This window comes from Berryella intestinalis (genome assembly GCF_000814825.1).
GTDB classification, from domain to species: Bacteria; Actinomycetota; Coriobacteriia; order Coriobacteriales; family Eggerthellaceae; genus Berryella; species Berryella intestinalis.
In genome coordinates, this window is record NZ_CP009302.1 from 962,112 (window position 1) to 975,328 (window position 13,217).

A 13,217-nucleotide genomic window follows, 5' to 3' on the forward strand; every position below is an offset into this window, starting at 1 on the left:
TTTTGGGACAAGGCGTTTGCCTTCGTCACTTCGCACCGCCGATCGGGCCCTCGCGCATGGAGCGCTCTGCGATCGCCGCGGGCTTGGTGTCGAACAGCTTGAAGAGCTCTCCCTTGGGGAAGTCGTCCTTGATCGGGACTCGGATGCCGCCTGCAACGAGGAGGCCCTCGCCGGCCTTGATGGACTCGTCGATGAAGCCCCTCTCTGCCGTGGAGAGATCGAGCATCTCCGTCCATGCCTCGAGGTCGGCGGGGCCCTGCTTGTGGAGCAGGAAGAAGTCCGAGTTGATCACCATGTCTCGCGCGTTGGCGTTGAGCAGCATGTGCGAGGTGTTCTGGGAGATTCCGGTGCAGATGAGGCCGAACTTTCGGCCCTCGCGCCAGAGCCTGGCGAAGTAGTCGACGATGGTCGGGTGCCCGAAGAGGGACTGGACCTCGTCGATGTAGAGCCACGTGACGACATCCCTGGGAGGCGTGACCATGACACGGTTCCTCACCATCTCCAAGGCGGTGAGCATGCCGAACACCTTCATGTTCTGTCCCAGCTCGTGCATGTCGATGTTGGTGATCCTGTTCTCGAAGCCGACGTTGCTCTGGCCGTTGAAGAAGCTGAAGGCGCCATGGACGTAGCGCTCGTAGCGAAGCGCGATGTCCCTGGCCTCGGCCTCGGGCTGCTCCGCGAGGATGGCATGGAAGTCCTCCAGGGTCGGGAGCCTGTCTTCGAGGGCGCAGCGGTCGTAGGCCAGGCCGACGCACCTCGTGATGATGGACCTGTCGTTCTCCGGCAGGCCCTCCGATCCCTCGGCCATGAGCGCGGACGAGAGGGCCAGGATCGCGTCTGTCTTGTAGGCGAGCTTGGTCGCGTCGCTGCGGTCCGATACGGCAGCCGTGTCGAACGGGTTGAGCGTCGTGTCGGTTCCCGGCGCAAGGCGGATGTTCGCTCCCCCCAAGGCGCTGATGAGGTTGCCGTACTCTCCGGCCGGGTCGAAGATGATCACCTCGTCGCCGGGATGCGCGAGGATGGTATTCGTGATCTCCCTCTTGACGGAGAAGGACTTGCCGCTGCCGGGCTTTCCGCAAACGAAGCCCATCGGGCTCGCAAGGAGTCCCCGGTCGCAGATGACGAGGTTTCCCGACTGCTTGGACTGGCCATAGTAACCGCCGCCGGGCTGGTTCAGCTCCTGGCTGGCGAACGGCATCTGCATGGCGATCTGGCCGGTCGTCAGGTACCTGAAGACGTCGACGTGGTTGTTGCCCAGGGGAAGCACCGAGTTGAGCGCCTCGCGCTGCCGCAGGTAGAGCGGCTCCACGCCCAGCGAGTTGCCCTGGGCGACGCTCACGATCTGCTCGACCTGCCTGTCGAGCTCCTCCAGGGTCGGCGCATAGGTGTAGATGAGGCCCGTGTAGCGGAAGAGCCTCTCGTTCTTGTTCCTGAGGAAGTCGAGGAGCTCCTCGGCCTCCTCCTTCGAGTAGCGGAGCTCGGGGGGCAGGATGGTGTAGTCATAGCCCTTCCTCACCGCGGTTCGCTGCTCGTCGATGATCTCCTTGTCCATCCAGTCGAGCTGGCCCTTCACCAGGGCGAGCGCATCGGATTGAGCCAGGGGCCGGGCATGGATGTTGACGGACAGCGGGATCGGAAGGTCGATGATGTTTGCGATGTAGTAGTCTTCGAGCACCGATCCGAAGCTCTTGATAAGCAGGACTTGGCAATAGACGTCGTCCACCCTGAATGCGTCCGCCCTGCCCTGGGGCTTGAAGTCGATGAGCATAGGCGCGATGAGGTCCTTGGTGCGCAGGCTCGATTTGTGGGACAGTTTGTCCCAGTCGAAGGTGAACTCGCTTTTCGGCCTGAGCTGCGACTGGAGTGCGCGCAGGCGCTCGGTGCCGTCGAGGGCGTGCGCCTGGCACCGGACTCGCGAGAGGGTCTGGATGCAGTCGCCCTTGATGCGCGAGAGCTTTGGGATTGCGCCGTCGACGTCGGCGGCGCCGACCATGTAGGTCAGGTACCTGTGGCGCTCGAGGTTGGAGAAGCCCTCCCTCATCTTGTCGTTGAGGATGCCGTTGTACTCCTCGACGTACTTGGAGGTCGCTTCGTCGCCCTTTTCGAAGAACGCCCTCTTGCCGATCTCCCTGTCGGGGATGGGCACGTTTGCGATGGTGAGCTGGAAGCAGGTGTCCGCGCTGAAGTAGTTGTAGAGGCTCGATAGCACGGTGAATACGTTCTCCTGGTTCTCCTTTCTTGCGGATTGGTAGCTGATGTCGGAGAACTCGATGGTCTGGCTGAAGAGGCCGTCCTCCACCTGGGCTATGCCGTCCTTGTACATGGCGTCGTAGCCGATGTAGCGCAATATGTCTTTCGCCGAGCGCCTGAGCCTCTTCTGGGATTTCGCCTTCTCGTCGCTCGCCTTCTTGGTCTTGCTGGTCTTGCCGGCGCCCCCAAGGAGCAGTGCCAGCATCCCGGGCCTGGCCTGCGGCGCTTTCATGTCATTGCTGTTTCGTTGGCTCATGGAGCTCTGCCCCCTTTCGCTTGGCTGCGCGTCGTGCGCGCCTGTTGGTCTTGCCCGTCTTGACTGCGGCGATTGCCGGGTCGGTCGGGCTCCTGTAGAGGAGGGATTGGTCATCGAGGTGGTGGGCGGCGAACCTGGGGATGAATTGCTCGAGCCTCATGCCGAAAGGCCGCCAGAAGCCTGCCAGCCAGAACGGGAGGCTTGCGCACATGACCGGGAAGGCGGCATTCGAGACCTCGATGCCGATCCAGAAGTAGATGATCGCCGCCGTTGCTATGGCGCTTGCGAAGCCGAGGGTCACGCAGACGAGCGTCCTGAGGCTGAGCTTGCCGACGATCTTCTCCTCGTACTCTCCGATGTCCTTCTGGACGGGGATCTGAAGGGACATTCCAACCTCCTAGTTAGGGAGCCAGGAAGTGTCCAGCTGTCCGAAGTAGATGGATGCGGCGATGATGATCGCGCCGCCGGCGATGGTGGAAATCGCGCTCGCGATCTGGCTGCCGCCCTGCTGCTCGCGGATTGCGAGGCCGAGGCTGACCGCGCCCCAGACGACGAGGAAGCCGCCCAGGAACGTCACGCAGCCCGAAACGAGGCTGATGATGTTGTTTAGCATGTGTCTCCTTTGCATGTGATTGTCACCCCTGGCCCGCATGTGGAAGATGGGCTGTCGCGGGGTGTTAGAATTGGGTTCAGGGGCACGTGCGTGCTCCTTTGCATGGGGCTGCGGCAGCATCGGCATGTGTGGAAGCGTTCCGATGCCTTGTGCGCCGCGCGCTTGCCGCAACCCTCACTCAGCTACGAGGGAATCCCTCTCATAGGCCCACCTCCTCGCTCTGTATTCCTTGAAGTCGAACGGACCGCGGCCTTCGAGCCTTGCCGACCTCGGATGCTTGCGCAGGTCGTATTTCTTGTCCTTGAAGGGCTGCGCGCCGTTGATCAGCACCAATCCCTCGTCCCTCGGCATTCGCGCTATCTCGGAGGCCTGTATCAGGTCTCGCTCGAACACGCCGTAGTTCCTCGTGGTGGAGGGGTTTGCTCCGCGGGAGTCGTTCACCGTCATGTTCTTCACGGTCTGCTTGCCCACCATCTCCGATATCTCCTTGTTGGTCTCGTTTGACTTGCCGCCGAGATAGACGAAGGTGTCGCAGGCGTTGACGATGGTGGCTGCGTTGTTGTCGCCGTAGGTCTCCTTGAGCTGCGAGAGGGACTGCAGGATCATCGACACGGCGATGTTGCGGCTGCGCGTCACGGTGATCATCCGCTCGAAGTCGGGCACCCGGCCGATGTTGGCGAACTCGTCGAACATGAAGTGGACGGGGCGCGGGAGCCGGCCCTGGAACCTCGAGAGCGCGACCTCGCATAGCGTGTCCATCGCCAAGTGCATGAGCAGCGCGAACAGGAAGTCGAAGGTGGAGTCCGTGTCCGACATGGACGCGAAGACCACGGTCTTCCTGCTCGCGTCGCCCAGGTGGCCGAGGTCCATCTCGTCGTAGGAGAGGATCTCGCGGACCTCGTCGATGTCGAAGGGCTTCATGCGGACGTTGCAGCTGACCATGATGGACTTCATTGTCTTGCCGGCCGCCACCTTGAACTGCTTGTAGGTGGCCAGGGAGAAGTCCTCTTCCGGCTTCGCGGGCTTGCCGACCTCGATCCACTCGAATGCCTCGACCCCCTCGTCGAAGTCCCTCCGCTCGGGGTCGTAGGCGGTGGCCGTGGCCTTGGGAGCCAGGCGCCTGCCCGTCTCGATCTCGTTGAAAAGCATGTCGAGCGGGCTCATGTAGTCCTCGTCGTCCTCGCGGGCGTCTGCGAGGGCGAGCAGCATGATGAGGCCGCCGACGTTCCGGTCCTCGGGCGGGCAGTGGGCGATCAGGTATCCCACCAGCGCCGTGTAGAGGAGCTTCTCGGCGTTCTCCCAGAAGGGGTCGCCGGAATGCTCCTTGTCGCCCGTCGTGTTCTTCACGAGGCACTCCACGAACTTCAGGATGCCCTTCTCGTCGCGTACGTAGGCGAGAGGGTTGAAGTGCATGGACCTGGAGAAGTCGATGGTGTCGAAGGTGAGGATGTCGTAGCCCGATTCCTCGAAGAGCCAGCCGACGTCCATGATCAGCGTCCCCTTCGGGTCGGTGATGAAGTAGTTGGCGTTCAGCTGGTAGAGGTTCGGCTTGACGTAGTAGCGGGTCTTGCCCGTTCCGGGTCCTCCCACCACGAGCATGTTGTTGTTGGTCTCCGTCCTCTGGTCGTGGGACGTGTCGATGAAGCGCTTCTTGGATCGCGAGGAGAGGATGATGTTGTTGTCCGGATCCTTGGAATCCGCGTAGGCCCCCATCTCCTTGGCGGTCGCCCACCTGGAGCTTCCATGCTCCTCGCCGCGCCGGTAGTTTCCCATGCGCTCAGCCTCCCTGGCCCAGAAAAGCCACACCGCGCAGGCGCAGGCCGCGCCGATCGCGACGGAGAGGGTGTCTGCGTAGAAGAGGTGGCCCGATGCAAGGGAGTCGGGGAGGGTTTCCGCGAATCCCCCACCCGCCATGAGCGGGTTGGTCCCGGTTTCCTGGGCATGGCCCGCGATGACGTTTCCGACGAGGAAGGAGATCGCCGAGCATATGGCGGCGAAGAGCACATCGCTTCTCATCGAGCCTTCTGCTCCAAGCGCTCCACCTGGCGAACCTGTTCTCGGGCTGCCTTGCTTGCAGCCGAGGCGGCCTTGGCCTGCTCGGCTTTCACGGCGAGCCTCTCAGCATCCCTGGACTTGGGCTGGGCGATCCTCTCCTTGGCTTCGTCAAGCGCCTCGGACGCCTTCCTCTCGAGGTCCGCGAAAACCTCGTCGACGTCCGGCGCGTCTTCGACCTTGAAAACGAGGAAGCCACGCTCGCCATCGTTGTGGAAGGCATGCTCGATGGAGGCCCTGTCCAGTTCCTCGTCGATGAGCTGCCTGATGGATTCGTATTCCGGAAGCTGCTCGAACTCAGCCATGCTGAGCTTCGCCCACTGAGGCGCGTCTTCCAGTTCTTCGGCGACGGCGTCCGGGGTCCCTGCGACCTGGCCGCGCGCGTTCCTGAAGGCGTTTGCGAGCCTTTCGGCGCCTGCCGACATCGCCGCGCCGCCCGCATCCTGCCCGATTCTCAGCATCCAGTCGACGAGCTTCTCGCCGGAGTCGTCCCCGTAGTCGCTTGGCATAACATGCCGCCTTTCTCTAAGTTTCCTGGCTTATCTTGTGTGGTTGGGTCCTTGTCGGTGCTGAGTTGCGGAATCGAGCGTTGCTGACGCCTGGATGGCTCCCTGGGCCCTGTCGGCGAGGCTCTGAGGCCTCTCGGGTATCTTCGAGTCCATGTAGCGCAGGGATGTGCACTCCTCCTTGGTCGCGTGACGCATATGTAGCATCGCGTCCTCGAACTCCGCGGGGTCTAGCGATATCCGACCGAAGCTCCAGCTCTCGAAGTCGACCCATTCCCCGTCGAAGCGCTTGCAGGTCCACCATTCGTCGCCGCCGTTGACCTGCTGGATGAAGGCGAGGTCCTCGTAGACGAAACCCTGCCTGATGGCCCAGTTCCCGCGCGCGAACGCGTTGCGGAGATCCTCGATGCTCTCGGCCTTGGAGAACTCGTAGGGGTATTCCTCCATGAAGGGGTCATCCTGCCAGTCGTAGCCGCCGCGCTTGAGCCAGCCGTTCTCCTGGCACTTGGCCACGAGGAGCTCGTGCTCCTCTCCGGTGATGGGTGCGAAGCCCTCCATGTCGGTCCTTTCGTCGGTGGGACAATCTGTCCCAGTGGGTCTCTGCTTGGCGGCGGCGAGGCGCTAGGAGTCACGAGCTCGGTTTTCGTTTGCGGGGATGTTTCAGCTGACCAGCTCTTCCTCGCCGCCAAATGCGCTTATACCAGCAGTGGGAGGGACGCTGCTGCCGTCATCGACGCCTAAGGTTCCCTTGGGTTCCCTTGGTTCCGTCTTCACCGAAAAAGCTGGATTCGCGCCTTCTGTCCCTATTCGGCAGGCGGACATGCGTCGAGGTCTGCACGATCCTCGAGACGATCGCCTCGGCGGTCTCGCGGTCCCCGTATCTGGCCATCCGGGACAGCAGCGTGTCTACGTCGTACTGCGACGTGTATATGGTCGGGAGCATGTCCTCGTAGCGGGAGTTGACGATTTGGAAGAGGTTTGTGAGGGCCCAGGAGCTGGTCGTATCCTTGCCTATGTCGTCCATGATCAGGACGTCGCTGCCGACATAGCGGCTGATGCCAGGCGCGCGGTCGTCGTCGTAGCTGCGCTTGATCTCCTCGAGCATTGAGAGGGTCGTTCCCATGGCCACGCTGTAGCCCGACAGAACGAACGCCTTCGCGATGGCGCTTGCCGCGTAGGTCTTTCCGGAGCCCACGCATCCCTCGATGTAGAGCCCGGCTCCCCTGTTTCCCCCGAAGCTAGACAGGTACCGAGCCGATGCCTCTAGGTCGACCCTCGCGCCGAGGAAGCGCCTGGCGATACCCGCCTTGAGGAACTTGGATTGGAGCTTGGACTCGGCCTCCTTGGCCTCCCTCTCCTCCTCTTTCCGCTTTGCCTCGAGCTCTTCCGGGCAGCCGCAGGGCTCATGGGTGATCCACCTGACCTCGCCGCCGTACTCGATGCCGAGGGGAACGGTTGCCCGCCCGCAGTACGTGCAGGCAACCGGTTCCGGCTCGGAGTGCCTCAATCCCCTGGCCCTTGCCTCCTCGAGCGTAATGAATGGATTCCTCTCGTCCTTCAAACGAGGCCGCCTTTCCTATCTGAAACCTTTGTTATCAGCCTTTCTTATCGGCTGACAATTCGTCAGCCCGGGGACTGAAGATTCGTCATCCCCCTGTGCCCTTTCGACTGACAAGATTTCAGGGGGTGACGTTTTGTCAGGGGGTGACGTTTTGTCAGGGTCTGGACCCCTCGCCCTCGGGGGAATGGCCGACCATACGACCGAGTAGCACTTCGTCTCGACGCCGCTTGCGTGTCGATGGGAGCCCGACTCCTGGATCAGCCCCTTTTCGAGCAGGTCCGAGAAGGCCCTGTATACGGACCTCTCCGTTGTGTTCAGGAAGCTTGCGAGATGGGGCTTGCTCTCATAAAAGTCCAATCCTGCCGAGTTGAAGCCGTAGATGCGGGCAAAGACGAGGAGCGGGACTCCAGAGAGTCCCATTCCTTTCATCATGAACCCATGCAACGTGATGAACCCTTCAGGGGAAGCGCGCTCATCACCCGCGCTCTTGATGTCCTTCATTTTTCTCCTAGCCCCTTTGCTCGCGCTCGCGGACTAGGACGGTGTTACGAAGGACCCAATCGCGGAGCTCCCTCCGATCCGCTATCGATCCACGCTTTGCCCCTGGGAAAGTCCTGAGGGGCAGCGGGTCATCATCGCGTTCCGCGAGCTCGTACAGCCTTCTCTTGCTTATTCTCAGCAAGTCCATCACCTGCTGGGCGCTGTAGTAGTCCTGAGGTGGCACTGGTCTAGGTCCTGTTGCATCATTCATCGTCTGCCTCGTTTCGAGTTCGTTTGAGGCGGCAAGACGATGCCTCGCCCTTCGATAGCGCCGAAGCTTCGGGTGCAATCAACATGGCTCGGACCTCATTTGTTCGGTTGGTCGCCAAGTGTTCCGTTTGCTTTTATGTATCGGTCAAGAGACAGCCTGTTCACGAGAATCCTCCTTCCCAGCCTGTACGACCTGACCTCTCCGGCCTTGATGAGCTCATAGGCCTTGGTCCTTCCGGCATGCATGTATTCCTGCATTTCGGCTACGGTCATCCATTCGCTGGGGCCACTCACGGCCTGGTTCTGATCAGTGCAGCCGCTGCAGTCGCTTTGTGGTCTCATGCGTCCTCCTATCCTTTCCGCGCCGTATCGCTGCGTTCCGCGGCGTTACGCCATGTACGTTCATCAGCCTTCTACACGAAAGCGGGAAAGGAGTCTTTTGAGAGGAATGGGCTTCGGTTCCCTTGGGTTCCCTAAGTCCCATATTCAAGAAACTGGCATAATATCGGTTGGATGTCTCGCTGAGACAGATTGTCCCAGCAGCTGTGAAAGTGCCTCGCTATTCGACGGTGCAGGATGCTCAGCGCCAATGCTGAAATGCGACCTTCGCCCGGCGCTAACTGTTCCTGACGTACATCGCATCACCACCCGTGCTGTGTTTATGCTGCTCTTACGTGCAGGCAGGCTTGACCGACAGGCTCACGCGTAGTTGGCGAGCTTGAAAAATGGTATTACCTGGAGCTATTCGAGCCTGTCCGTCCTAATCGTTGTGTTAGACCGCTTTGGATAAGTGTCCTATGCACAGTACACGCAGCAGGACCCCCAATTGCGACAATTCCATCATCAGGAAAGATGGAGGTTGCAATGGAAGACGTGCTCACCCAGCTGACGAGGCAGTTCCTCCCGCAGATGACGGCTGCCGAGAAGAGCAGGGCCCTGAGATCGCTCAAGGCGCTGATAGACGCGGAGTTGTTCGACCTCGCGGCAAGCGAGGGGGCGGAAGACGATCCCGACAGAGCCTGCCCCTGGTGCGGCTCCCCGCATTACGTGAAGAGGGGGCGAGACGGGCGCGGCCGTCAGCGGTTCCTCTGCCGAGGGTGCGCCAGGACCTTCACCGACGCCACCATGCGCATCTTCTCCACCACCAAGCTCGACAGGTCGGCCTGGATGAGGTTCGCGGAGTGCCACGTGGACATGCTCCCGCTGCGCGAGTCGGCGGAAAAGTGCGGCGTGTGCCTCAAGACGGCGTTCTTCATGCGCCACAGGCTGCTCGAGGCCATGGCCAAGCGCATGCCCGCCTTCCGCGTGGAGGCCGGCGGCGGGGCCGAGCTCGACGAGTGCTTCTTCAGGGAGAGCTTCAAGGGAAACCGCTCCAGGTCGGAGTCCGGCGTGCCCAGGAAGCCCCGCGCAAGGTCGCAGGGAACCGACGGGCACGAGAAGATATGCGTGCTCACCGGCATCAACGACGCCGGCGACATCTTCTACGAGATCGCGGGGAGGGGCGGCCTCGACGAGGCGGCAGCCAGGGAGCTGCTCGCCGACAAGCTCGCGGTCGGCGCGATAATCTCGACGGACCGTGCGCACGTGTACCGCCGCGTCCTGCCCGCCCTCGGCGTCGGCGAGCACATCGCCAGCAAGAGGGAGGAGCACGCCATCAACAGGGTGAACAGCCTCCACTCCCAGATGAGGCACTTCATCGGCAGGTTCCGGGGCGTCTCCACGAGACGCCTCGAGAACTACCTCGCCTGGTTCAAGTGGACGTGGTGCTTCAAGGTCCGCAGGAGCGCGGACGAGCTCGCCGAGCTCATAGTGAGGCAGGCGGCCCGCGGCACGTACGAGAAGACCTGGCGCCAGTACAAGGTGACCCCCTATCCGTTCTACGAGTACTGGATCAAGCAGGCGAAATGGGACTCGCGTGCGCGGAGGGCCATATACGGCGTGGCGTGATGTCCAGGGCGGTCTGGCGCAGCGCATCTGCGGCAAGCGCTGAAGTCGTGACCCGATGCAAAAAGCAACAGCTAGCGATATTCTTCGGGAACGTCGAAACCGTACTCACGGCATAGGAGCATGACATCGTGGACGTCGTGCTCGTCATGCTGATAGCCCAAGTGAAACAACAGCTGGCTTTCGGGGTCGATGCACGACACCTCCACCTCGCCGATGCGCCCCCTCCCCGAAAAGACCTCCCCGGGAAAACGATCTCCCTGATACAGAATATCGCCATTCTCGGCGAAATCGAAGCAATGCAGGTCGACGATGCGCCCCGCCTCGTCTTGCCACACCGTGTGATCTTCGGTGGTGAAAGATGCAGCCACCTCGGAAAACCCCTCATCAGCAATTAGATCCACGAACCTTTGGTAATCCCCGCGCTGAACGAACAGGTCGATGTCGTTATGAGCCCTGGTCTCACGCCCGACAAGCGCATCGACGCCCCAGCCGCCATCAAGATATACGCCAATGCCCGCACCTGCGGAAAGGCCGATTATCCAACACGCATCATCCTTGGTGACCATAGGAGCTCCTTCGCTTTCGCCTGCTATTTAAGCAAGAAAGATTATAGGAAAAGTCCCAGTATCCAAAGTGGTCTAACACAACGGATAACGGGGACACCTGTGAATCGGCCCCGCTGTAGAATCTGACTACTGGTTGAATTGATGAGAGGGAAAAAATGGAATGCAGAACTCGGTATATCGCAGATTTCGACATCGCCGGCATGCGTTATTGGGACGGGGCCACCGTCCTTTCGGCATTGAAAGTAGGAGAAGGGCTTTCCCTTGTGGCCGAGTCCGACAATGCAGCGGACCCCGATGCGGTGGCCATTTACCGCGATGGAGTTAAACTCGGGTATGTGCCTCGAAGCGAAAACGGTATAGTCTCACAGCTATTGCACTTCGGACACCGCGACGTGTTGGAATGCCGCATCCTCAAAGTCGATCCCGCAGCGGACACCTGGAAGCAAGTGCGTGTGGGCCTCTACGTGACTGACAAAACCGCGGGGAAATAACCGCGCGTCCATCCCCCAGCCGTTATTGGCCACGGCTCTACCGCGTAAACACAACGCTTCCCCCGCAGGTGGGGTGGTCGTAAATCACGACGTCGGACGCAGTGGTCCGAAAACGCAACAGTTTTATCACGATAAGCACGTCTCCTCCCGCGCACAGGGTCATCAGCATTCCTACGACGGTAACGCCCGGCGTGCTGGTGACAATGCCGTATGCAAGCGGGATCAGCCCCAGAACCATCAGCGGCATGAGGCCTCCGAGAATGTAGGGCCCTTTCTTAAGAGGGGCTGTGCAGGTGCAGTACGGCATCAGGCACTTCCAGATGACGCCGAATTCGATGTCGCGGTAATGGTTCTTCGAGAACAGCCCCCATGTAAATCCGTGGATCAGCTCGTGGACGACGATCAACGCAATTACCGCGACGAGAACCAGCGGGTCGAACGTGAACTCGAAGCGATTCGGGGACCCTCCCGCCACTGCTGCATACAGCGCAAACGTCAGCATCGTAAGGGGAACCGCCGCCAGCAAAACTGCCACATTCGCCCCTATAGGACTGATAAGAAGCTCATGTTGTTCATACCCTTCCCTGCTCATCGATTCGCATACGGTCCGAAAGCGATTGGCCCTACGTTGCTCGGCAGCGGAAAGGCGGCGCGCATCTGGTGCTTGGTTCCTACTGCCTTGGCTCACGGCGATATCCTTTCGAGAGTTAGGGATGAACGAGCGGCACGAACTATTATCTCATAGCCGCCATGAGCGTTTTGCCAGAGGACCCGCTACGCCTGTCGATGCGGATTCGGGGTCTGACGCGCGCACATGATGATACCTATCGCAAGCGATAACCCGACTGCAACGAGCGCCGCCGCATTCGAGCCGAGGCTTATCGCGGGGATTCCCATCAACATGCCGCAGATGTATGGAACGAGCCAGACAAGCCAGACGCTCATGCTCAGGCGATGGAATCGCGCGATCGCCTCGGGGTTCTTCCGCAGATACACGACCGTGGCCCACACTGCATGAACGAGCATGAGCACGATTGCAAGAGCCCCGGTTGCCGCGTGTATCGGGCTGGCGAAACCGCCGTGCGCCATCTGGGACATGAAGGCCGTCCCCGTCGTGTCGAATACGAGGCCCAGATAGAAAAAAGCCAGATGGTTTTTTCTCAGGGAACCGGCGCGCCGTTCGGTGAAAACGCCGATCGTGTAGAAAACGAGGGCAAGCGTGATAGCTCCCGATGCGATTGCAAGCATGTTGTTCATGTAAGTACCGTCCCATCGGTTTACGGGCCGGGTACCTCGCCTCGGCCCTTCGATGGGTTCATACTAGGATCCGCAACGTGAACAACAAGGGGCTCATGTTCACGAGGCCCGGGCGCCTAAACCCGGTAGAGCCCACGCTCTAGAAGGGCGAGCAGCACCTCGTGTCCTCCACTCCCCTCTCGCAAAGACTCCACCAGGGAACGAGCGGTGAATTCGGCGACCGAAGCGGCGTTTACGCTTGCCAGCACGCCTTCCCAATCGATTGCGGCGTCATTCTCGAGAACCGCCACGAGGCCCTTTTTCGCATGCTCTATCGCGCTTCCCATGCGAATCCGGGCGGCTATCAAGTCGGCATGCGGAAGGCTTTCCGCATCTCTGAGCCATTCGCCCCTGAACGTAGCGACGGCCTCTGTGGCGCGGTCGCAGAGCCTCCGGCAGTAATCGATGTACGATTCCCCGGTCGTTGTATGGCATAGATCCTTGTAGAGCGCCTGTTCGAAGTAATGCGTGGCGGCGGCTACGACGATATCGCTTTTCGCGGGGAAGACCTTGTACAGGTAGCCGACCGAAACGTCTGCAGCGCGTGCCACGCCTCGGGCCGATATGGCAGCGAGACCCTGACGACTGCCTATTTCGACGGCAGCATCAACGATTCTGCGCTTTCGGGCCGCGATGTCGTCGTTCGCGGGGTCGAGGGCGCGACTTCCTGGAGTCTCGCCAACGGAAAAGGTGGGATCTACGGCCATGTGCTATCTTCCCTGCGGTTTGCGGCAGAACGGATCGCTATCCAATAGCTCTCGGCAATTCATTATAGAAACCTTCTCGCTGTTTGCATGTTTCAAGCCGATGGCAAAAAACCCTATCCCCTGCCCGTCGCGTTTCTCATCGAAGGGCGCCGTTCGAGGAGGCCTCTCCCATCGGGATCAAGCTCGATCCCCGATGGAAGGTTTGACAACCCGCAAACGACC

At 60.8% G+C, this 13,217-nt stretch carries 15 protein-coding genes; 2 read left to right on the forward strand and 13 right to left on the reverse strand.

The window, feature by feature from the left end:
* Positions 1-25: 25 nt before the first annotated feature.
* From JI75_RS04280 to JI75_RS04325, 9 genes are all read right to left on the reverse strand, one after another.
* Entirely contained in the window at positions 26-2,482 is a 2,457-nt protein-coding gene (locus JI75_RS04280) for a VirB4-like conjugal transfer ATPase, CD1110 family (RefSeq protein WP_199909201.1), read from the reverse strand.
* A 1-nt stretch (position 2,483) separates the two neighbouring features.
* Complete coding sequence (locus JI75_RS04285) at positions 2,484-2,894, reverse strand: PrgI family protein (RefSeq protein WP_039689027.1); 411 nt, start codon at positions 2,892-2,894, stop codon at positions 2,484-2,486.
* A gap of 9 nt (positions 2,895-2,903) precedes the next feature.
* Entirely contained in the window at positions 2,904-3,119 is a 216-nt protein-coding gene (locus JI75_RS04290; protein ID WP_039689029.1) for a hypothetical protein, read from the reverse strand.
* Positions 3,120-3,293: 174 nt separating this feature from the next.
* On the reverse strand, positions 3,294-5,135 hold the full coding sequence (locus tag JI75_RS04295; RefSeq protein WP_039689031.1) for a VirD4-like conjugal transfer protein, CD1115 family: 1,842 nt from the start codon (positions 5,133-5,135) through the stop codon (positions 3,294-3,296).
* Positions 5,132-5,680, reverse strand: coding sequence for a hypothetical protein (locus tag JI75_RS04300; RefSeq protein WP_039689033.1), 549 nt, complete (start codon positions 5,678-5,680; stop codon positions 5,132-5,134). The genes JI75_RS04295 and JI75_RS04300 overlap by 4 nt, the downstream gene beginning before the upstream one ends.
* Positions 5,681-5,710: 30 nt before the next feature.
* Positions 5,711-6,235: a hypothetical protein gene (locus JI75_RS04305; RefSeq protein ID WP_039689035.1), complete on the reverse strand. Its 525-nt coding sequence runs from the start codon at positions 6,233-6,235 to the stop codon at positions 5,711-5,713.
* A gap of 169 nt (positions 6,236-6,404) precedes the next feature.
* Positions 6,405-7,238: an ATP-binding protein gene (locus tag JI75_RS04310; RefSeq protein ID WP_082019748.1), complete on the reverse strand. Its 834-nt coding sequence runs from the start codon at positions 7,236-7,238 to the stop codon at positions 6,405-6,407.
* 15 nt (positions 7,239-7,253) lie between these two features.
* A complete protein-coding gene (locus JI75_RS04315) occupies positions 7,254-7,739 on the reverse strand; it encodes a helix-turn-helix domain-containing protein (protein ID WP_039689037.1) in 486 nt (161 codons plus the stop codon).
* A gap of 345 nt (positions 7,740-8,084) precedes the next feature.
* Positions 8,085-8,330 (reverse strand): excisionase family DNA-binding protein, encoded by a 246-nt coding sequence (locus tag JI75_RS04325; RefSeq protein ID WP_039689040.1) that lies wholly within the window; start codon positions 8,328-8,330, stop codon positions 8,085-8,087.
* A 522-nt stretch (positions 8,331-8,852) separates the two neighbouring features.
* Here JI75_RS04325 and JI75_RS04330 point away from each other — a divergent pair.
* A complete protein-coding gene (locus JI75_RS04330) occupies positions 8,853-9,935 on the forward strand; it encodes an IS1595 family transposase (RefSeq protein ID WP_052241584.1) in 1,083 nt (360 codons plus the stop codon).
* A 71-nt stretch (positions 9,936-10,006) separates the two neighbouring features.
* On the opposite strand, the gene JI75_RS04335 is transcribed toward JI75_RS04330, so the two are convergent.
* Entirely contained in the window at positions 10,007-10,501 is a 495-nt protein-coding gene (locus tag JI75_RS04335; protein ID WP_039689008.1) for a nucleotidyltransferase domain-containing protein, read from the reverse strand.
* Positions 10,502-10,656: 155 nt separating this feature from the next.
* On the opposite strand from JI75_RS04335, the gene JI75_RS04340 reads away from it, so the two are divergent.
* Positions 10,657-10,992 (forward strand): HIRAN domain-containing protein, encoded by a 336-nt coding sequence (locus JI75_RS04340; protein WP_039689041.1) that lies wholly within the window; start codon positions 10,657-10,659, stop codon positions 10,990-10,992.
* Positions 10,993-11,029: 37 nt separating this feature from the next.
* Here the strand turns inward: JI75_RS04340 and JI75_RS04345 are convergent, their stop codons facing one another.
* The 3 genes from JI75_RS04345 to JI75_RS04355 form a co-directional block, all read right to left on the reverse strand.
* On the reverse strand, positions 11,030-11,527 hold the full coding sequence (locus JI75_RS04345; protein WP_052241587.1) for a DUF3267 domain-containing protein: 498 nt from the start codon (positions 11,525-11,527) through the stop codon (positions 11,030-11,032).
* Between the two features lie 239 nt (positions 11,528-11,766).
* Positions 11,767-12,249 carry an HsmA family protein gene (locus tag JI75_RS04350; RefSeq protein WP_039689042.1) on the reverse strand — a complete coding sequence of 161 codons (483 nt, stop codon included), beginning with the start codon at positions 12,247-12,249 and terminating at the stop codon, positions 11,767-11,769.
* A 116-nt stretch (positions 12,250-12,365) separates the two neighbouring features.
* A complete protein-coding gene (locus JI75_RS04355; protein ID WP_039689043.1) occupies positions 12,366-12,995 on the reverse strand; it encodes a TetR/AcrR family transcriptional regulator in 630 nt (209 codons plus the stop codon).
* Positions 12,996-13,217: the final 222 nt, after the last annotated feature.